The organism is Neisseria sp. P0021.S006, from assembly GCF_051956895.1.
The window spans coordinates 1-1079 of the sequence record NZ_JBQCWZ010000465.1; the positions used below are offsets into that span (position 1 = coordinate 1).

The 1079-nt window shown below is 51.5% G+C and carries 1 protein-coding gene; it reads right to left on the reverse strand.

What is annotated here, in order from left to right; genetic code table 11:
* Positions 1-66 precede the first annotated feature (66 nt).
* On the reverse strand, positions 67-1079 hold a 1013-nt coding region (gene nuoF, locus ACTHUM_RS15015), incomplete at its 5' end, for an NADH-quinone oxidoreductase subunit NuoF (protein WP_440403294.1).

A 1079-nucleotide genomic window follows, 5' to 3' on the forward strand; every position in this document is an offset into this window, starting at 1 on the left:
GTAACATGGTTCGTTCCTAGTTACGTGTATTTAATAAATAATTCTTTTAGAGGCCGTCTGAAAAACTTAGCACCACTTATTCGGTTTCATCGGTCCGCCGTGTTCGATGTAATGCACAAACTCATCACGGAAATGCTTGGTAAAGCTGCGGACAGGGAAGACGGCGGCATCGGCAAGGGCGCAGATGGTGCGGCCTGCCATTTGGTTACCGACAGAATCCAGCAAATCCAAGTCTTCCATGCGGCCTTTGCCTTCTACGATGCGGTGGACGATGCGGTAAAGCCAGCCCGTACCTTCACGACAAGGCGTACATTGGCCGCAAGACTCGTCGTAGTAGAAGTAGCTCAGGCGCTCAAGGGCTTTCACCATGCACACGTCTTCGTCCATGACGATAATCGCGCCGGAACCCAGCATCGAGCCGGCTTTGGAAATCGAGTCATAGTCCATATTGGTCTGCATCATGATATCGGCAGGCAAAACTGGCGCGGACGAACCGCCGGGAATAACGGCCTTGAGTTTTTTACCGCCGCGCATACCGCCCGCCATTTTCAGGACTTCGGCAAACGGTGTACCCAATGGCACTTCATAGTTGCCCGGACGCTCGACATGACCGGAAATACAGAACAATTTGGTACCGCCTGCATTCGGAATACCTTTATCGGCAAATGTCTGTCCGCCGTCGCGGATAATGAAGGGGACAGAGGAGAACGTTTCAGTATTGTTGATGGTAGTCGGTTTGCCGTACAGGCCGAACGAAGCAGGGAATGGCGGCTTAAAGCGAGGCTGGCCTTTTTTGCCTTCCAGCGATTCGAGCAATGCGGTTTCTTCGCCGCAAATATATGCGCCGTAGCCGTGGTGGGCGAAGAGTTCAAATTCAAAATCCGAGCCTAAAATATTTTTACCCAAAAAGCCTGCGGCACGCGCCTGCTCCAAAGCGGCCTCAAAACGTTGGTAGCCTTCAAAAATTTCGCCGTGGATATAGTTGTAGCCGGCTTTCGCACCCATCGCGTAACCGGCAATAATCATGCCTTCAATCAAGGCATGAGGATTGAACATGATGATGTCGCGGTCTTTAAATG